Source organism: Myceligenerans pegani, assembly GCF_014892515.1.
Classification (GTDB): domain Bacteria; phylum Actinomycetota; class Actinomycetes; order Actinomycetales; family Cellulomonadaceae; genus Myceligenerans; species Myceligenerans pegani.
Map to the genome: position 1 here is coordinate 49,113 of NZ_JADBGR010000083.1, position 18,405 is coordinate 67,517.

Below are 18,405 nucleotides of genomic sequence, written 5' to 3' on the forward strand. Positions count from 1 at the left end.
ACGCTCCGACGAACGAATCCCGGAGCATTCCAAGCACAGGAGCCCTCGAGATGCCTTCAACTCCCGCCAACCCCGTCCTGAGTTCGGTCGCGCGCGCACTGCCCCAAGGCATTCGCGAGCGCATCCGGCGCACCGTGAAGCGGAACCGGAACGGGCGCCCCGTTCTCGGGATCGCCGGCTTCTTCGGCGCGGGAAACTACGGGGACGAGCTGTTCCTCGAGGTGTACAAGCAGTACTTCGGGGAGGAGTTCGAGCTTCGGGTCCTCGCCGACCTGCACAAGAAGCCCTTCTACTCCCGCCCCGTCGAGGAGATCGTCAAGGAGGTCGACGCGATCGTGATCGGTGGCGGCGACATCCTGCAGTCGTGGAACTCCGACCCCCGGTACTTCAACCACGCGTTCCTGAAGAAGCCGGTGTTCGTCGTCGGCATCGGCGTGCCCCAGTACAAGAACGCCAAGCCGATGTCGGAGTTCGCCATGCGGAAGCACACGACCTTCCTCCAGCACCCGAACGTGAAGCGCATCGGTGTCCGCGACGACCAGGCCGCGCAGTGGATCCGGAAGCACATCCAGCCGAAGCGCGAGGTCCTCGTCGCACCCGACATGGTCTGCTCATTGAATCTTCCCGAGGCACACAAGCCCGAGGGCGCACCCATCCTGGGGATCGCCACGCGACAGCGCCCGAACCTGGACGAGCCCGACGACTACACTCGTATCCAGGAGCTCGCCCGGCACGCCAGCGCGAAGGGCTGGCGCATCCGCCACATCGTCCTGGGCACCATGGAGGTTGGCCGCCGCGACGTGGCCAACGCCGAGGACCTCGACGTGCCAGGCAAGGAGCTCGTGTACACCGAGGACCTCGACGAGCTCAGCCGGTCGATCGGCGAGTGCACCGCCTTTGCCAGCATGAAGTTCCACGGCACCGTGGTCGCGACGATGTACGGCGTCCCGTCCATCGTCATGATCGCGACCAACAAGAACGTGAACTTCATGAGGCGAATCGGCCTTGACGGCAACCTCTCCAGCTTCACGGACCCGAACCTCGTCACGAAGTTCGAGGAGCGCACCACCCCGGCCCCGGAAGACCTCGAGCGAATTCGCAAGGACACCGACCAGCACATGCAGGACCTGGTCAACCACGTCCGTCACGCGGTCCGCGCCACCGCGAACGCATGACCGACGGCGGCCGCGCTTTCCTCGTATTTCCGCGCTGGGTCTCGAATCCGTACCTGACCATGCTCTACCTCGCGGCCGAGGCCGACGGGTGGAACTTCCAGGGGACCACGTCCCTGCAGGGCTTCGAGCATCATGCGGAGGGCTTGGTCGCCGGAGACGTCGCACACGTGCACTGGACGAGTCCGGTGCTCGCGGGCTGTGAGACGGACGCCGAGGCACTCGCCCGCCTGGAGCGGTTTCGTGGCGCCCTCGCGGGCCTACGTTCGCGGGGCGCCCACGTGCTGTGGACCGTGCACAACGAACTCGCGCACGATGCCCGGTTCCCGGATGTCGAGAAGCAGATCGGGCAGGCCCTGGCAGAGCACGCGACCGTCGTCGTCCAGCTGCACGAGCACACCGCCGCCGCCGTCAGCACCTCCTATCGCATCCCGCCGGAGAAGCTCGTCACCGTTCGTCATTCCAGCTACGCCGGCGTCTACCCGGACGGGTGGACCACGGAGCAGGCCCGCGCTGAGCTCGGTGTGCCCGAGGACGCATATGTCGTCGGATTCATCGGTCAGATCCGGCCGTACAAGGGGGTGGATGTGCTCTGCGCCGCGATCGAGGCGGCGGCTCAACGGATGCCCGACCTCGCTCTGCTGCTGGCCGGGCGAGTGAGCGCCGAGGACGCTCCACTCCTCGAGAAGTTGCTGCCGGCATCGGTCCCGGTGGTGGAGCACCTGGCGTTCGTCCCGGATGAGGAACTCGGCCTCTGGTTGCGTGCGACGGACATCGTGGCGCTCCCGTACCAACGGATCCTCAACTCCGGCAGTGCACTGCTCGCGGCGTCCTTCGGCACGCCTGTGGTCATTCCGGGCTCCTCGACGCTCTCCGCGGTCTACGAGGGCGAGGACTGGGTCCGCACCTACCGGGCCGACGGCGACCAGGCCGCCAATCTCGCCGACGCTCTCGTCGAGGCTCGCACCGCCACGGCTACCGCATCGGAATCCGCCGCGCGGTTCGCCCGGGAATACACACCGTGGGCCATGTCCCGTGACTTCCTGGCCGTCCTCGACGCCCTGCCCGCGGCTGCCCCGCGAGACACTCCGACGAACCAGGTGCTGCGGTGAACGACGAAGCAATCCCACCGGCCACCCCCGACGTCTCCGTGATCGTCCCCGTGCACAACGTCGCACCGTGGGTCGCGGACTGCCTGGCGTCCATTCTCTCGGACCAGGATGTCGATCACGAGGTCATCGTCATCGATGACGCGTCCACTGACGACACGTGGGAGGTCGTCAGTGCCGTCGCGCGGCGCGACCCGCGGGTGCGCCTTCTCCGCAACCCGGGCGTCGGTGGCGCGGACGCCCGCAACCATGGTGTGCGACTCGCCCGCGGCGACTACATCGCCTTCGCCGACGGCGATGACCTCGTGCCCCGCCGCTCGTACGAGTCGATGCTGACCGCCGCCCGCGAGGACGATGCCGACATGGTCGTAGGCGGCTTCCTGAAGTTCTACACGACACGAACATGGCATCCGACCGCGAACTGGCCGGCCTGGGCGGAACGGCGCCGTGCCACGACCTTGACCGAGCAGCCGTCCCTGATCCGCAACCGCGCCTGCTGGAACCGGCTGTTCCGCAGGGATTTCTGGACCCGCGAGGATATCCGGTTCCCCACCGTCCCCCGCTCCAACGACGTCGTGCCCATGACACAGGCGCTTGTTGCCGCACGCAGCATCTCCGTCCTCCCGGAGACCGTCTACCTCTACCGCAACCGGCCGGGCGCCACGTCGATGAGCGCCCGCGCCGCGGGCATAGCCGGGTTCGGCTCCTACCTACGCCAGGAACTCGGCTCGAGCGACCTTCTGGCAGCTGTCGGCGACGAACGGCTCGACCGCGAGTACGAACGGCTGGTCCTGGTTCGCGACGGCTGGGTCCACCTGCAGAACTTCCTGACGGGCCTCGGGACGGTTGAAGAGAGCGACGACCAATGCGCCGCGCAGCTCGACGAACTCACCGATCTAGTCGATCAGCTCATCGCCCGCTTCCCTGCCGACGCCGTCGGCAGGCTCGATGCCCTGGCGCGATGGACCTGGTCGCTGGCCCGCGCCGGACGATGGACGGAGGCCGCACGCCTGGCAACCGAGCCTGAGGCCGTCCTGATCAGCGACACCATCCCGTCCTTCCCATCGGTCACGGACGGCTCGGACGCTCCGGCCGACGCCACCGACTACCGGCGGGCACTCACCACGGTTCTCCTGCGCCTCACCAGCGCCGAAGACACGGACGAAAGCACTGCGGAGAACCTCGCGGCGCACGCCGACCTGCTCCGCAGAACGTACCCGGACAGCATCCGGCACTGGCAACCGGCGGCCGTCCAGGAGCTCGTTCTGGCCGCGCTGACGGGCGACCCAGCGACGGTGTTCGCCGTACTCTCAGGACCGTCGCTGGCTGTCACCGATGCCCGGCTCAGTGTGACCAACGGTCGCGCCGCGCTCAGCGCGACGGTCCGCTCGGCCGAGCCGATCACGACGATCGCTGCGGGTGCGGCTCAGGGCTCCGTGTGGCGGCCGTTCGGCGAGATCGACCTGGACCCTCGCAGCGGTCTCGTCACCGCTGTGGCTCCGGTCTCCTCACTGCCCGCGGGACGCGCGTTCATCAGGCTGCGGCTAGGACACCCGCTGGGGACGATTGACGTCGTCGTGCCGGTGGCGGTGGCGCGTGACCCGGACTCCGCACGGGCTTTTCGCAGCGGCACGAACCGCCAGGTTCACATCAACCCGGGTCTGATGCAGCAGGTGCGCACCGTTCCGCGCCGGGCCGCTCGCGCAGCCCGGAGGACGGTGCGCAGAATGCTGTGGTCCTGAATTCGGGACGCAACTGATACGGTCCCGTCGATCGATGGCGTCGAGTCGATTCGCGCGGTCAAGCGAGCCCTTTGAAGGAAATGAGATGACAAACCACCCGGACACAGTAGAGCCGGACCTTTTGCTCCCGGAGCGGAGCAGACTCATCCACATCGGGATGCCCAAGTCCGGATCCACCGCGATCCAGCGTGCAGCTCAGGCGGCGCGGGACGACCTCCTGGAGCACGGGGTGCTCTACCCCGGCAAGGGCGTCAACCACATCAAAGCAGCTTCATGGCTGACCCGCACGCCGCTGAGGCATCTCCCCGACCCGGGCCCGTTCCCGCGATGGTGGAACACCGTCAAGGAAGAGATCGACGCCGCCGGCGACAAGCGAGTACTGCTCAGCCACGAGGCGATCTGCTGGACGGGGATCTCCGGTGCGCGCCGGACCGTGGAGGGCGTCGGGAGACCGACCCACGGACTACTGGTGCTGCGGAACCTCGGCCAGCTCGCGCCGTCCGTCTGGCAGCAGAACATCAAGTCGGGCCGGACCCACACGTACCACCAGTTCCTGAGGAAGGTGTTCGACAGCGCCGAGCCGGCTGCCATGTTGAGCCCGGGTCTCCATCAGGACGATGGCTACGACCTTCCAGGGCGTTGGGCAGAGGTACTCGGGCAGGAGAACTTGACCGTCGTTGTCCTCGAGAAGTCCCACCCGGATCGTCTGCTGGACACCCTCGAGGAGATGCTCGGCGTGCCTGCCGGGCTCCTGACAAACGTCCCCGTCAAGGGCGCCGGCGCCAACCGCGGCTTGTCCACCGTCGAGGCGGCACTCATCGTCCAGCTCAACCGCCGCCTCTTCAAGGAGTGGAAGACCTCGCGCTCCGACCACCGTCGGCTCGTCTTCAACGGCGCCGTCTCGCGACTGGTACAGGCTCGCGTGCCCGGACCCGACGAGGCCAAGATCGGGACCCCACGCTGGGCTCTCGAAGCCGCAGCCGAAATCGGTGAGCAACTCGCGGAGTCCGTGCGGGCGTCCGGAGCTCGCGTGATCGGCGATCTCGCCGAACTCAGCCGAATCGGCACCTCCGTCGAGGAAGAACCCAGCGTTCTCCCTGAGACCATCCCTTCTGACATCGCACTCGAGGCGCTCTCCGGCCTCTTCGCGTCCGCCACCGGATGGGATGCGTCGCACACGACGCAGCGCCGCCAAGAACCGCAGGACGCCGCGCCTGCTCCGCCCGCGACCGTGGACACGGACCGGTTGCTGCAGGATGTGCCGGCGAAGGATCTCGCCGCCGGCCTGGCCCAGCGCGTGAAGCGCCGACTGGACCCGCGCTGACCGCAGTCGCGTTCCGGGCCGGAACCACGTCCTGCCCATCTGGCTTCTCGTCTCCCACCACGTGGAAAGAACACCGTGAGCTCCACCATGGCATCGCCGACAGACACCCGAGCGCCCTCGACGAACCCACCGAGCGCCAAGTCGGCCCCGTTTCGGGCCGACATCCAAGGCCTTCGCGCGGTCGCGGTGACCGTCGTCGTCGCCGACCACCTCCTCGCCTGGCCGCGCGGCGGCTTCGTCGGCGTCGACGTCTTCTTCGTCATCTCGGGCTACCTGATCACCGGCCTGCTGCTACGGGAGTACGAGCGCACCGGTACCGTGTCGTTCACGAAGTTCTATATGCGCCGGATCAAGCGGATCATGCCCGTCGCGCTACTGGTGCTGCTCTCCACGGTGTGCGCGACATTCCTCCTGGTAGGCAGCGAACGCTTCAGATCGGTCGTCGGTGACGCGATCACCTCTGCGCTGTTCCTCGGCAACTGGCGGTTCGCGGAGGCCGGGACCGACTACTTCCAGCAGGACCTACCTCCTTCACCACTCCAGCACTACTGGTCCCTCGCCGTCGAGGAGCAGTACTACATGGTCTGGCCGTGGCTGCTACTCGGCCTGCTCCTGTTCGGCGTACGGTTCCTGCGCTGGCGGCGGGAGCACGCCCGGGCCGTGGCCGGGACGGCGGTCGGCCTCATCCTGGTCGGCTCCTTCGCGTATGCGATGTGGGAGACCACCGCGAACCCGACCTATGCCTACTTCTCGACGTTGTCCCGGACATGGGAACTCGCACTCGGCGCCGTCCTCGCGGTCGTCTCACCCTGGGTACGCATCGCGTCGGCCGCGGCTCGTCGAGCACTCGCCTGGGCCGGCCTCGCCGGTATCGTGGCGGCCGTCTTCCTGGTGGCCGAGTCTCCTGGGTTCCCCGCGCCCTGGGCCCTCCTGCCGACGCTGGCAACAGCGGCCGTCATCGCGGCGGGCGAGAGCGGGCCCACGCACAACCCGATCCTCACCAACCGGATGAGCCAGTACCTGGGCGAGATCTCCTACAGCCTGTACCTCTGGCACTGGCCCGTCGTCGTCCTGCTCGTGGTGGTCTTCCCCGGCGGGCAAGGCAGCTACTACGGCGCAGCGCTGGCGCTGACCGTCCTGTTGTCCGCCTTGTCCTACCGGTACGTGGAGAGCCCGGCTCGGTCTGCCGACTGGTTCAAGTGGACGGAGGGCAAAGCCCCTGGCTTCGTTCGGCATGCCTCGACGGCCCGCCGTCGCCTGCTCGGCCCGGCTCCCGGCTGGTACAAGAGCGCCGCCGTCGTTGCGGCCATCGTGCTCGCGACGGCGGCGACGAACACCGTCATCCAGCGCACGGAGCCGCAACAGTTCGCGGTGAAAGCCCCGGTGGCCATAGGCGCGACCGAAGCAGACCTCTCCGACTGCTACGGCGCGGCGGCGCTCGACCCCCGGCACGACTGCCCAGAGCTGAACGTCGGGGACGATGTCGTCCCGCTTCCTGTCGACGCTCCTGCGGACACCAAGGGAGCCTTCTCCTGCTACGCGACCAAGGGCAAGCCTCTGAAGGACTGTCCCATGGGCAGCACGGCGCCTGACGCCACCAAAGTCGCCGTCGTGGGCGACAGCCACGCCGCTCTGCTCACGCCGATGCTGAAGCCACACCTCGAGGACCTGAACTGGCACCTCACGCCCCTGGTCGGCAACGGGTGTGTCTGGCGAGAGGCGCCCGACCCGAGCAGCGGCAACTGCGCGCGCAACATGCCCATGATCAAGGACCGCATTGCCTCGGGGGAGTTCGACATCGTCATCGCAACCGCCCGCCGCGGCGGTGACCTCGGCGCACTCGGCGAGTACATCCCGCTCTACCAGGAGGCGATCGCCGCCGGTTCACGGGTCGTCGTGGTGGCGGACAACCCCGACCCCGCCGACGAGCACGTCGAGTGCGTGCAGGCTGTGACGTTCCGGGCGTCGGAGGGAACCTGTCCCACCCCGCGCAGCGTGGCGCTCGCAGAGCCCGATCTCCCCTTCGAGGCCGCAAAGCAGGTGGACGGTGCGATAAGGGTCGACCTGGCGGACTTCTACTGCACCGCGGAGGAATGTCCCTCCGTGATCGGCAACGTCGTCGTCTACCGCGACGCCGGGGGACACGTCACCGCGAGCTGGGGACGAAGCCTGGGAACCTACCTCGTCGAGGAGATCCGGCGCGCCCTCCGGAAGAGCGCCTGACCGGACAGGCGTCTGGTCGGCTTGATGCGTAGGGTCCGCGACCTCCATGTGGTCGCGGACCCTACGCGCCGTCACAGGCTGCGTGCGTCGGCCTCCAACAGCACGGGGATCCCGTCCCGGACCGGGTACGCGAGCGGGCGCACCGGATCGGTCGAGTGCAACTCGGGCTCCCCGACCGGACCCTCGCCGTCCACAAGAATGGCGCCGGTGACGGGGCAGCGCAGGATCTCACGCACCCAGGGGGGCAACCCCGTGCCGCTCACGCCTCCTGCTCCGGATCCTGCGCGCGCACGAGCGACAGCACGTCGTCGCGCACCTTCTCCATGATGTCGGCGTCCGCGGCCTCCACGTTGAGCCGCAGCAGCGGCTCGGTGTTCGAGGCGCGCAGGTTGAACCACCACTGCGGGTGGCCGTCCCAGTGGGACACCGTGAGCCCGTCCAGCTCGTCGACCTCGACCGAGCCCGCGCCCTCCTGCGTCACGTACGCCTCGTAGACACGCGCCCGTGCCGCCGGCACGTCCGTCACCCGCGAGTTGATCTCGCCCGACGCCACGTACGGCTCGTACATCTCACCCAGGGCGCTCAGCGGATGCTCCTGCGTGCCGAGTGCGGCGAGCACGTGCATCGCGGCGAGCATGCCGGTGTCCGCGAAGAAGAAGTCGCGGAAGTAGTAGTGGGCGCTGTGCTCGCCGCCGAAGACGGCCTTGTGCTCGGCCATCTGCGCCTTGATGAAGGAGTGGCCCACGCGCGTGCGGACGGTGGCGGCACCCGCCGCGGTGAGGAAGTCCGGCACCGCGCGGGAGGTGATGAGGTTGTGGATCACGATCGAGTCGCGGCCCTCGGCCTTCTCCTTCTCCACCTCGCGCAGCCCCACCAGCGCCGTGATGGCCGACGGCGAGACCGGGGCGCCCTTCTCGTCCACGACGAAGCAGCGATCGGCGTCGCCGTCGAACGCGAGGCCGATGTCCGCCTGGTTCGCCACCACGGCGGCCTGCAGGTCCAGCAGGTTCTTGGGCTCGAGCGGGTTCGCCTCGTGGTTCGGGAAGGAGCCGTCCAGCTCGAAGTACAACGGCACGATCTCCAGCGGCAGCTCCGGCAGGCCGACGCCGGTGCCGAGCACGGCCGGGACGGTGTGCCCGCCCATGCCGTTGCCGGCGTCGACCACCACCTTGAGCGACCGTACGCCGGACAGGTCGACGAGGCCGCGCAGGAAGGCCGCGTAGTCGCCGAGCATGTCGCGGTCCGTGACCGTGCCGGGCTCGGCGGCGGGCTCCGGAGCCTCGCCGTCCAGGTAGCGCTGGGCCAGCTCCCGGACCTCGGCCAGGCCGGTCTCCTGTCCGACGGGGGCGGCCCCGGCGCGGCACAGCTTGATGCCGTTGTACTCGGCCGGGTTGTGGCTCGCGGTGAACATCGCGCCGGGGAGGTCCAGCACGCCGGAGGCGTGGTAGAGGCCGTCGGTCGAGCACAGCCCGATGCGGACGACGTCGGCCCCGGCCGTGGTCAGTCCCTCGGCGAAGGCGGCGACGAGTTCGGGCCCGGAGTTCCGCATGTCGTGGCCGACGACGACGCCGGGGCGGGCCTCGTCGCTGCCGGTCCGCCCGTCCTGGGCGGGCAGCACCACGACCCGCGCGAACGCCGCCCCGATGGCGCGCGCCACGTCGGGCGAGAGCTGGTCCGGCACGGTGCCGCGGACGTCGTAGGCCTTGATGATCTGGGTGAGGTCGATCGACACATGGCAAGGGTACTGGTCGGGTAGACGTCATGCGGTCCGCGCGAAGGCGTCGTCGCGGAGCCCACCACTGTCATGCTCCCGCACGACGAGGTGAGCCGTCGGCCTCGTGGCGCCGGCACGGCGTGCCGCTGGGTCGTTCTGATCGCGTCAGAGCGGTGATTGCCGTTCGGCTTGATGACGACGGGGCACGCTCAGGTCGACGCGCTGCCGGCGTTGATACCAGCCGAACACGGACACGACGAAGGCTTCGACCGGCAGGCCGTGGAGGCCGCGCTCGGCCATCGACTGCCCGCGGGCTACAAGGGTTCATGGGATGTACGGCCCAGGCTCAATTACTGGCCTCAGCATCGATCTCCCCCGTGCGACCAGACGGCGATACGACACATCGAACCAGTCAACCGTTGCGGCGGATCCAGAACTTCTGGTGGGTGTGGAACACCTGGTCCTGGCCGCTCCGGTCGAGCCGGTAGTAGGAGAGGTGGAGCCAGCCGTAGTGCCTGGCAAAGGCCCCGATCCGCTCGCCGCCCGCCCCGACCTCGAATGCAGCGTCTGCGGACGCGGCGGTGACCGTTTCCTCGCGACTCATCGACGGGTCATCGGCGCAGGTGGCGCCGGCGTGATATCGGATCCCGTACGAACCGGACCAGAGCGCGACGTGCACCGCGCGGTGATCGTTGTGCGCGTACACGTGGCAGTCGTACTGACCTGTGTTCGAGAAGCCACCGAGAGCGTTGTGCACATCTTGCACCGGGAGGCCGAGCGCGTCACGCTCCGCCAGTGTGGTCCTGATCGCCCAGTCTGCCTCGGCGGCGGTGAGATCGCCGTCTCCCAGATCCCAGCTGACCACCGCGCCGCGCCCCTGCTGGTCCAACCAGACACGCGCCGTCCGCTGCGCCGCGGTGCAGACCTGCGTGCCGTTGTCGTCGCGGCACACGTCAACTCCTTCGGCCGGGAACGGCCCGATGTCACGCGATTCGCTCCAATCGCCGGGAACGCTCGGGTCATGCTCGGACATCGCAGTCAAGAAGCCCAGCATCGAGTTCATGCGGGCATCCGAGCACGACGTGGTCCACCTTCCCTGCGGAGTCGGCGTGGGGGGCACCTCGCCGAGTTCTTCCTGCAACCAATCGGCGGTCGTCTCAGGCCGACAGGCCCCCGTCTGCTCGCCCCTCGTGGTCACCAGGAACACCTTGTAGTTGTCCGTCGACCCCTCGATGAGCGACCACATCTCGAACTCGTCATCTGGGTGCGGTGTCACCACCAGGCTCGTCTTCGATGGGCTCGCCGACTCCGAAGAGCCATCCATCGACGTCACGACGCCGCGGAACGATCCGTCAGGTGCGTCCGCCTGCGTTGGCACAGCCGTCGCCAGCGCTCCTGTGGCCATCAGGCCCAGGCAGAGACCGCTGACAATGCCACGGCGTGGGAACTTACCAGGCATGGCTTCTCCTTACAGGCTGTTTCGGCACCACACAGATCCTGGACCATACTTACTCAATTCGGAGGAAATTACCCGATCAGCGGGTGAAGTCGAGGGACAGCGGCCAGCCATCAGCGACTTCTCCTGCGCACGACCACCACGCTTATCGTGCCGCTACGACGATGCCGCATACAGCGCTGTGTCGTCCACCGCCACCCCGTCGTCGTCCGACCAGCCGTCACCTCCCCTCCTCAGCCCCGACACACCCGTGTCCGCCACGCCCGATAAACTCGCCCGGGTGCGACCCACCGACGCCCCTCTCCGTCTGAGGAACACGGTCCAGACGTACGACTGGGGGGCCTACGACGCCATCCCCCGTCTGCTCGGCGCCGAGCCGGACGGCACGCCGCACGCCGAGCTGTGGCTCGGCGCGCACCCGAGCGCCCCGTCGCGCGCCTACCCGGCCGGCGATCCCGCCGACCCGGCCTCCGGCGACGGCGCGCCCAGCCCTGCCGGCGCCCGCGACTCCGCCGGCCGCCCGGGCGATCCGGTGCCCTCGGGCGATCCGGTGGCCGACGACGGCGTCACCCTGCACGCCCTCATCCGCTCGGCCCCCGACGCCATGCTCGGCAAGCGCGTCGCCGACGAGTTCGGTCCGCGCCTGCCGTACCTGCTCAAGGTGCTGGCCGCGCGCCGCGCGCTCTCGCTCCAGGTCCACCCGAAGCCGCACACCGCACGCGAGGGCTTCAACCGCGAGAACCGGCTCGGTCTCCCGGCGGGATCGCCGAAGCGCTCCTTCCACGACGACCAGCACAAGCCCGAGATGCTCGTCGCGCTCACGCAGTTCGAAGGGCTCGCGGGCCTGCGCGGCACTCGCGCCGCGCTCAGCCTCCTGGACGGTCTCGGCGGCAAGCTGGTCGACGACGTCGTGGGCGCGCTCCGCGCCGACCGCTCGGCCACGGGGATGCGGGCCGCGTTCGACGTGCTCATCCGGGCCCGGCAGGACACGGGCTGCCGGGCCGACATCGAGCGGACCGTCGACTCCGTCCGCGAGCGCCTGGCAGCGGGGTCCCCGTTCGAGCGCGCGGACCGTACCGTCGTGGATCTGGCGGATCAGCATCCCGGCGATCCGGGGGCGATCGCGTCGCTCCTGATGAACCGCTTCACGCTGGAGCCCGGAGAGGCGTTGTTCACCCCGGCCGGCGAGCTGCACGCCTACCTGTCGGGGGTGGGTGTGGAGGTCATGGCGTCGTCGGACAACGTGTTGCGGGCGGGCTTGACGAGCAAGCTGGTCGACGCGACGGCGCTGGTGGAGTGCGCGTCGTTCGCGGCGCGGCCGCCGGTGCTGCCGGAGGTGGCGACGTCGGGCGGCCGGGGTCAGGTGCAGACGTACCGGGCGCCGGTCCCGGAGTTCGCGCTGACGCTGGCCGACGTCGACCCGAGTGAGAACGTCGAGCTACCCGACGACGGCCCCCGGATCGTTCTCTGCCTCGATGGCGAGACGACCCTGACCTGCGGCAACGGCGCGACGACGCGACTGGCGCGGGGCGCCTCGGCCTTCGTCCCGGACGCGGCGGGCGCGCTGACGCTCACGGGCACGGGCCACGTCGTCTGCGCCTGGGTCCCGTAGGCCGCCGCGCAGGTCGGCGCCCGGGCGCATGGTCGGTCCTTGCGTGAGCGAGCGATCGTTCGATCTGCCGATCATTCACGGGACGACCGACCAGCGGCCCGCCTACTCCTCCGCGCGCAGCACCCTCAGGTGGCCGCGGCGGGCCGTCTCCGTGACGCCCGGTTCGGTCGGCGTCTCCTTCGCGTCCTCCGTCGGCCTGCGCGGACGGCCGGCCTCGCGGACGGCGTCGGCCAGCGCGGACAGGTCGTCGGGCGACGGCGCGGGCTCCGCGGGGAACTCCGGGACGAGCCGGACCACCTCCCAGCCGCGGGGCGCGGTCAGGCCCTCGGCGTGCTCGGAGCACAGGTCGTAGCTATGGGGCTCGGCGAGGTGCGCGAGCGGACCCAGCACCGCCGTCGAGTCCGCGTACACATACGTGAGCGTCGCGACCGCTGCGTTGGTGCATGCGGACCTCGAGCACTGTCTCACCGATCTCACCCGCTGAGGGTACGCCGCTGACCGGGAGCAATGTCACGAACACGCCGAGCCGGTCCGGCCGATGTGCCGAACACAGCACCTCCACAGCGCCCACCGGCCCGGTGCTCCCCGCTCCCCCGGCCGCTCAGTACCATGGAAGCGCCCCAGCCCCGAGGCGGAAGTCCCTCCCCATGAAGCTGTTCGTGCAGATTCCCTGCCTCAACGAGGCGGAGACGCTCCCGCTCGTGCTCGCCACGATCCCCCGCGAGATCCCGGGGATCGACGAGGTCGAGATCCTGGTCATCGACGACGGGTCCACCGACGGCACGGTGGAGGTGGCGCGCCGCCTCGGCGTGCGGCACTTCGTGCACCACGCCCGCACCATGGGCCTGGCCCGGTCCTTCCGTGACGGCATCGACTACGCGCTGCGCCACGGTGCCGACATCGTCGTGAACACCGACGGCGACAACCAGTACCCGCAGGAGCGCATCGGCGACCTGGTCGCGCCGGTGGTCAGCGGCGAGGCGGACATCGCGATCGCCGACCGGCAGACCGCCACGATCGAGCACTTCTCCCCGCTGAAGAAGGCGCTGCAGAAGGTGGGCAGCGAGGTGGTCAACTTCGCCGCCGAGACCGACCTGCCCGACGCCGCCAGCGGGTTCCGCGCCTACTCCCGCGCGTCGCTGATGCGCCTGAACGTGGTCACGCAGTTCAGCTACTGCATGGAGACGATCATCCAGGCCGGCAACAAGCGCCTGCGGATCGCGAGCGTCCCGGTCACCACGAACCCGAAGACCCGCGAGTCGCGCCTGTTCTCCAGCATGTGGCAGCACATCCGCAAGTCGGGCCAGGCGATCACGCGGTCGTACCTGATGTACAAGCCGCACACGGTGTTCGTGACGCTCGGGGTCATCTTCGGCCTGGGCTGCCTGATCCCGTTCGGCCGGTACCTGGTGCTGCTGATGCTCGGCCAGGCGGGCCAGCACATCCAGTCCCTGATCCTGGGCTCGTCGATGCTGGTGGGGGCGCTGCTCTCGTTCGCGCTGCTGGTGATCGCGGACCTGCAGAAGACGAACCGCACACTGATGGAGGACACGCTGGAGCGCCTCAAGGAGGTCCAGTACGGACGTGTCGCGGGGACGACGACGGAGGCGGGGCCGGGTGCGGCAGCTGCTTCGGCGTCCGGTTCGCACGCGGGAGAGGTGGCATCCTCCGAGCGGGATGTGGCGGATGCGTCGGCCGGAACCGCCGTGCCGGACGAACCGTCCGCGAACGGCGAGCCCGACACCGGCCGCCCGACCCCGCCGGGCGACGGCGCGGGCGCATCGACCGGGGCCCGGCCGGGCAGGCGTCCCGCCCTCAAGGCCGGGCGATCCGAGGTGCTCCGCGACACGGCCGGCGGCCGCGCCGAGGAACCGGCGGGTCTGTCGTGATCCTGACGTTCGGCACGTACGACGCCGAACGCCACCCCCGCGTCGCCGTCCTCGTCGCCGGCCTGCGCGCCCACGGGGCCGAGGTCACGGAGCTGAACCGCCCGCTCGGGTTCTCCACCGCCGAGCGGGTGCGCATGCTGCAGCAGCCGTGGCGACTGCCGCTCCTGGTGGTCCGCCTGCTGGCGTGCTGGGCGGGACTCGTGGCCGGCGTGGTGCGGCTGCGCCGCACCCGCGGGCGTCCCGACGCCGTGCTCGTGGGCTACATGGGGCACTTCGACGTGGTCCTGGCGCGGATGTTGTTCCCCCGGTCCGTCATCCTCCTCGACCACCTGATCTTCGCCGGGGACACGGCCGCCGACCGCGGCGCCGCCGGCCTGCGCGTGCGGCTCCTGAACGCGCTGGACCGCGTGGCGACGGGCTGCGCGGACGTGGTGATCACGGACACGGACGAGCACCGCGCCATGCTCCCGGACCGGTCCAAAGGCGTCACGGTCCTGGTGGGCGCCCCGACCGCGTGGTTCGACGCGTCGGCCGGCGGAGCCGCGGCGGACCGCAGCCTGCGGGTCGTCTTCTTCGGGTTGTACACGCCGCTCCAGGGGACCCGGGTGATCGCCGAGGCGGTCCGGGACGCCGTCGCCTCCGGGGCGGACCTCCGCGTGACGATGGTCGGGGCCGGGCAGGACCTGGCCGCCGCGCGCGGGGTCCTCGCGGACACACCGGGCATCACCTGGCGCGACTGGGTCGAACCCGCCGAGCTGCCCGCGCTCGTCGCCGGCCACGACGTCTGCCTCGGCATCTTCAGCGACACCCCGAAGGGGCTGCGCGTCGTGCCGAACAAGGTCTACCAGGGGCTGGCGGCGGGGTGCGTCGTCGTCACCTCCGACACGCCGCCGCAGCGCCGCGCCGTCGGCGACGTCGCCGAACTCGTCCCGCCGGCCGACCCCCGGGCCCTCGCGAAGACCCTCACAGACCTCACGGACCCGTCCCGCCTCACCACCGCGCGGGACCGGGCGGCAAAGGGCCGCGACGCGATCCGCCCGAAAGCGGTGGTGACCCCACTCGCCGAGCTCCTGACGCACCCTCGCTCCCAGCGGGCGAGGCGTGGTCGGGGGAACTCCGTGCCCGGTCACGAGGACGTCGCCCCACCACACGGCGGTGACGTGATCGAGACGCCGGGCAGCGCCGGCACCCGGGAAGCGGATGGTGGGCGGTCGTGAAGCAGTTCCTGGCCGAGGCCGCCCGCGTCCTGCGGTCGCCCGCCGTGCGGTGGGGGTTCCTCGTCGTCGCAGTCGGGCTCGCCGTCTGGTACGTCGTCGACGCGCGCGAGCAGCTCGCCGAGGCGGCGGCGATGCTGTCCGTCGGCACGCTCACCGCCGTCGTCGTCCTCGGGTTCGTGTACGTGTGGTGCACGCTGATCGCGTGGCGGGCCGTGCTGGCGGACCTCGGATCACGGCTCTCCCTGCGCGACGCCGTGAGCGTGTTCGGGCTCAGCCAGCTCGGCAAGTACCTGCCGGGCGGGGTGTGGAACGTGGTCGCCGCGGCGGAGATCGGGGCCGACCACAGCATCCCCCGGCACCGATCGGTGGCCTCGATGGCGATAGCGGTGCTGGTCTCGGTGGTATCGGGCGCCGCCGTCGGCGCCGCCGCGCTCCCGTTCGTCTCGGCCGGTGCGCTCGGCGCGTGGGGCTGGGTCGTGTGGGTCACGCCCGCGATCGCCGTCGTCCTCCTGCCTCCCGTGCTCAACCGCCTGATCGGCCTCGCCCTGCGTGTCGGCGGGCGCGAACCGCTCGCCCGTCCGCTGAGCTGGGGCGGCCTGGCGACGACGACGTCGTGGTCGGTGGCGGGCTGGCTCGTCGCCGGGACGCAGACCTGGGTGCTGGCCACGGGGCTGGGCATGACGCCGTCGGGCCGGACGTTCGCGCTGGCCGTCGGCGGCTGGGCGCTCGCCTGGACGGTGGGGTTCCTCGTCGTGATCGCGCCGGCCGGCGCGGGCGTGCGCGAGATCGTCCTCGCCGGCGTCCTGGCCGGTTCGCTCCCGGGCGTCGCGGCACCGCTCGCGGTCCTGGTCAGCCGGGTCGTCCTGACGGTGGTCGACGGCGTCCTGGCGGGGGCCGGGCTGCTCCTGGCGCGACACGGGGTGCGGCGCACCTCCGGGCGATTTCGAGGATCACCCGGGCACCATGATCCGGACCGATAATCTTCTGCCGTGAACCGCGAGCAACTCCGAGACGCCGCCACGAGAGCGACGGCACCCGTGCGGGCCGTTCCTGTCGTCGTCTGGCTGATCACGGTGCTGCACGTCGCCGTGATGCTCGCGCAGACCGCCGTCTTCCCGAACGTCCGCTCCCCCGACGAGCTGAAGCACGTCGACCTGATCGTCCAGGTGGAGCAGGGCACGGCCTGGCCGTGGCCCGACCCGGGCACCGTCTTCGTCGCCAGCGGCGTCACGGCCGGCCATTTCCTCGTGGCCGACCGCCTCTTCTCCGACCACCTGGCCCTGGCCGACCGCGTGGAGGGCGCCGGCGCCGACGAGCGGGAACCCGCGCCGCCCCGCGGCGAGCGCCCCTCGTTCGCCGGCAGCGGCGGCCTGGAGCCATGGCAACCGGAGCGCGCGGACGGCACCGCCGAGCCCGTTCCGAACCAGCTGGTCCAGCATCCGCCGCTGTACTACCTGCTCGGCGCCGCCGCACTGCACGTCGTGCCGGACTGGACCACGGCTCCGATGGACCAGGTGTGGCTCTGGCTGCGCTCGCTGAACGCCCTGCTCGCGGCGCCCATACCGCTGCTGCTGTGGGCGTCGGCCCGCCGGCTGAGGCTGCCGGAACCGCTGCCCGTCGCCGCCGCGCTCGCGCCGATCGCCGTGCCGGAGATGGAGCACCTGTACTCGGCGGTCAACAACGACAACATGCTCGTCCTGCTCGGCACCGCGCTCACCTACCTGCTGGTGCGGGTGATGACGGGCGACCTGTCCCGGCGCACGGCGCTGGCTGTCGGCGTCGTCACGAGTGCTGCCCTGCTCACCAAGGGGTTCGCCCTGATGTTCCCCGCGTGGATCGCGCTCGCGTACGGTGTGGCGGCGTACCGGGCGCGCGGCCGGCGCGGGCTTGCGATCGGTTCGCTGGCGATCGCGGCCGCCGCGACACTGCCCGGCGCCGCCTGGTGGGTCCGCAACCTGGTGTTGTACGGGGCGATCCAGCCGCACGGCTACCGGACGGAGGTGCCCGACCTCACCCCCGTCTACGGCTGGTCCGACGGCGGCGACCTCTGGCTCGGGCGCATGCTGGAGCGCTTCGTGACCACGTTCTTCGTGCAGGACCATGCCGTGGCCGAGGCGCACGACGTCTCCTGGTGGGCCGCACGGGTCGCGCTCGTGCTCGTCGCCGCGGGGATCGTCGCGGCCCTGCTGCGGCGGACGGTACCGCGGGGGACCGCCGTGGTGCTCCTCGCCGGTATGCCGATGCTCGGGGCGATCGTGGCCCGGGGCTCCTGGGAGCAGTTCGCCGCGTTCCAGGACATCACCGCGGCTCAGCAGGGCCGCTACCTCTACACCGGCTTCGCCGGGGTGGTGCTCGTCGCGCTCGCCGGGGCCGCGGTGCTGTGGCCGGCCTGGCGCCGCTGGGTGCCGGCCGGCGTGCTCGTGCTCGCGCTCGGCCTGCACACGGCCTTCCAGTACAACACCTGGATCCTGTACTGGATGCCCGAGGACGGGTCCGGCTGGGCGGCGTGGGGCCGCGCGCTCTCAGCGGTCGCGTACTGGTACCCGTGGCCGCCCTGGGTGCTCGTCGCGATCGTGGCGGCGGGGGTGGCCGCGGCGGCGGGCGTGACGTGGCAGGTGGTCCGGGGCAGCACCGCCGCACCCGCGGCGCGGGATCGCGCCGCCCGTATGCTGACGGCGTGATCCGCACCCTCGTCCGGGCCATGTCCGACCCCCGCCGGCGCGAGCACCTGGGTGTCGCCGCGACGGTGCTCACGGCGATCCTGCTGTCGCTGACCGTGCTGCTCAGCGACCCGCCCTACGCCACGGGCGACGAGCCGCCGCACATGGACTACGCCTACCAGGTGTGGCACGGCGAGCTCCCCGTCTTCGAGGAGGGCCTGGAGCTGAGGCCCGAGGGCGCCTGGCTCGCCCCCGTGCAGTGGACGGCGCAGCACCCGCCCCTCTAC

At 70.5% G+C, this 18,405-nt stretch carries 14 protein-coding genes; 10 read left to right on the forward strand and 4 right to left on the reverse strand.

Annotation, left to right across the window (positions count from 1 at the left end; all coding sequences use genetic code 11):
- Window positions 1-50: 50 nt before the first annotated feature.
- The 5 genes from IIE03_RS11715 to IIE03_RS11735 all read left to right on the forward strand — a co-directional run bounded on the left by IIE03_RS11715 (window position 51) and on the right by IIE03_RS11735 (window position 7,570).
- Window positions 51-1,175, forward strand: coding sequence for a polysaccharide pyruvyl transferase family protein (locus tag IIE03_RS11715; protein WP_192862943.1), 1,125 nt, complete (start codon window positions 51-53; stop codon window positions 1,173-1,175).
- Window positions 1,172-2,284, forward strand: a complete 1,113-nt coding sequence (locus IIE03_RS11720; RefSeq protein WP_192862944.1) for a glycosyltransferase — start codon at window positions 1,172-1,174, stop codon at window positions 2,282-2,284. The genes IIE03_RS11715 and IIE03_RS11720 overlap by 4 nt, the downstream gene beginning before the upstream one ends.
- A complete protein-coding gene (locus IIE03_RS11725; RefSeq protein ID WP_192862945.1) occupies window positions 2,281-4,023 on the forward strand; it encodes a glycosyltransferase in 1,743 nt (580 codons plus the stop codon). Before IIE03_RS11720 ends, IIE03_RS11725 begins: the two co-directional genes overlap by 4 nt.
- A gap of 157 nt (window positions 4,024-4,180) precedes the next feature.
- Window positions 4,181-5,347 carry a hypothetical protein gene (locus tag IIE03_RS11730; protein ID WP_192862946.1) on the forward strand — a complete coding sequence of 389 codons (1,167 nt, stop codon included), beginning with the start codon at window positions 4,181-4,183 and terminating at the stop codon, window positions 5,345-5,347.
- Window positions 5,348-5,434: 87 nt separating this feature from the next.
- Entirely contained in the window at window positions 5,435-7,570 is a 2,136-nt protein-coding gene (locus tag IIE03_RS11735) for an acyltransferase family protein (RefSeq protein WP_225997639.1), read from the forward strand.
- Window positions 7,571-7,641: 71 nt separating this feature from the next.
- On the opposite strand, the gene IIE03_RS11740 is transcribed toward IIE03_RS11735, so the two are convergent.
- The 3 genes from IIE03_RS11740 to IIE03_RS11750 all read right to left on the reverse strand — a co-directional run bounded on the left by IIE03_RS11740 (window position 7,642) and on the right by IIE03_RS11750 (window position 10,743).
- On the reverse strand, window positions 7,642-7,833 hold the full coding sequence (locus IIE03_RS11740) for a Trm112 family protein (protein ID WP_192862948.1): 192 nt from the start codon (window positions 7,831-7,833) through the stop codon (window positions 7,642-7,644).
- The gene (locus tag IIE03_RS11745) at window positions 7,830-9,302 is read right to left on the reverse strand and encodes a phosphomannomutase/phosphoglucomutase (protein WP_192862949.1); all 1,473 of its coding nucleotides are present in this window, start codon (window positions 9,300-9,302) and stop codon (window positions 7,830-7,832) included. The genes IIE03_RS11740 and IIE03_RS11745 overlap by 4 nt, the downstream gene beginning before the upstream one ends.
- Window positions 9,303-9,696: 394 nt before the next feature.
- The gene (locus IIE03_RS11750; RefSeq protein ID WP_192862950.1) at window positions 9,697-10,743 is read right to left on the reverse strand and encodes a hypothetical protein; all 1,047 of its coding nucleotides are present in this window, start codon (window positions 10,741-10,743) and stop codon (window positions 9,697-9,699) included.
- A gap of 277 nt (window positions 10,744-11,020) precedes the next feature.
- Here IIE03_RS11750 and manA point away from each other — a divergent pair, with 277 nt between their 5' ends.
- Window positions 11,021-12,352: a mannose-6-phosphate isomerase, class I gene (gene manA / locus IIE03_RS11755; protein WP_318842940.1), complete on the forward strand. Its 1,332-nt coding sequence runs from the start codon at window positions 11,021-11,023 to the stop codon at window positions 12,350-12,352.
- Between the two features lie 102 nt (window positions 12,353-12,454).
- Here the strand turns inward: manA and IIE03_RS11760 are convergent, their stop codons facing one another.
- Window positions 12,455-12,829: a DUF3499 domain-containing protein gene (locus tag IIE03_RS11760; RefSeq protein WP_192862952.1), complete on the reverse strand. Its 375-nt coding sequence runs from the start codon at window positions 12,827-12,829 to the stop codon at window positions 12,455-12,457.
- A 170-nt stretch (window positions 12,830-12,999) separates the two neighbouring features.
- Between IIE03_RS11760 and IIE03_RS11765 the strand changes: the two genes are divergently transcribed.
- The 4 genes from IIE03_RS11765 to IIE03_RS11780 are packed head-to-tail and all read left to right on the forward strand — an operon-like array spanning window position 13,000 to window position 18,139.
- A complete protein-coding gene (locus tag IIE03_RS11765; protein ID WP_225997640.1) occupies window positions 13,000-14,241 on the forward strand; it encodes a glycosyltransferase family 2 protein in 1,242 nt (413 codons plus the stop codon).
- Window positions 14,238-15,458 carry a glycosyltransferase gene (locus tag IIE03_RS11770; RefSeq protein ID WP_192862953.1) on the forward strand — a complete coding sequence of 407 codons (1,221 nt, stop codon included), beginning with the start codon at window positions 14,238-14,240 and terminating at the stop codon, window positions 15,456-15,458. Before IIE03_RS11765 ends, IIE03_RS11770 begins: the two co-directional genes overlap by 4 nt.
- Window positions 15,455-16,438 (forward strand): lysylphosphatidylglycerol synthase domain-containing protein, encoded by a 984-nt coding sequence (locus IIE03_RS11775; protein WP_318842941.1) that lies wholly within the window; start codon window positions 15,455-15,457, stop codon window positions 16,436-16,438. The genes IIE03_RS11770 and IIE03_RS11775 overlap by 4 nt, the downstream gene beginning before the upstream one ends.
- Before the next feature lie 9 nt (window positions 16,439-16,447).
- Complete coding sequence (locus tag IIE03_RS11780; protein ID WP_192862954.1) at window positions 16,448-18,139, forward strand: hypothetical protein; 1,692 nt, start codon at window positions 16,448-16,450, stop codon at window positions 18,137-18,139.
- Window positions 18,140-18,405 lie beyond the last annotated feature (266 nt).

Coding starts and splice junctions, on each gene's coding strand:
- IIE03_RS11715 (WP_192862943.1), top strand. CDS start 51: ATGCCTTCAACTCCCGCCAACCCCGTCCTGAGTTCGGTCGCGCGCGCA.
- IIE03_RS11720 (WP_192862944.1), top strand. CDS start 1,172: ATGACCGACGGCGGCCGCGCTTTCCTCGTATTTCCGCGCTGGGTCTCG.
- IIE03_RS11750 (WP_192862950.1), bottom strand. CDS start 10,743: ATGCCTGGTAAGTTCCCACGCCGTGGCATTGTCAGCGGTCTCTGCCTG.
- IIE03_RS11765 (WP_225997640.1), top strand. CDS start 13,000: ATGAAGCTGTTCGTGCAGATTCCCTGCCTCAACGAGGCGGAGACGCTC.
- IIE03_RS11735 (WP_225997639.1), top strand. CDS start 5,435: ATGGCATCGCCGACAGACACCCGAGCGCCCTCGACGAACCCACCGAGC.
- IIE03_RS11730 (WP_192862946.1), top strand. CDS start 4,181: ATGCCCAAGTCCGGATCCACCGCGATCCAGCGTGCAGCTCAGGCGGCG.